The 295-nt window shown below is 50.8% G+C and carries 1 protein-coding gene; it reads right to left on the bottom strand.

Going from position 1 to position 295, the window contains the following annotated elements; genetic code table 11:
* The coding region (gene tyrS / locus ACYP03_RS25560; protein WP_459782612.1) for a tyrosine--tRNA ligase at nucleotides 1-295 on the bottom strand (295 nt) is incomplete at both ends.

Below are 295 nucleotides of genomic sequence, written 5' to 3'. Positions count from 1 at the left end.
AACTCAGACAACCAGGTAGAATTGAATTCAATTTTGGTTTTGGCCGGGTCGAGAATCTTGAAAACCTGCTCTTTATAGGTTTCGGCATTGCGCAGTACATCTTCACGGGTCAGGGGAGGACGTGTGGTGTTCTTACCGGTAGGATCACCCACCATACCGGTGAAATCACCAATCAGGAAAGTGACTTCGTGGCCCAGTTCCTGGAAGGTACGCAGCTTATTAAGGATGACAGTGTGGCCCAGATGAATGTCCGGCGCTGTCGGATCCGCCCCCAGTTTGATTCGCAGAGGACGAT

This window comes from Photobacterium sp. R1, from assembly GCF_054600795.1.
This window is presented reverse-complemented; position numbering and strand designations above follow the sequence as displayed.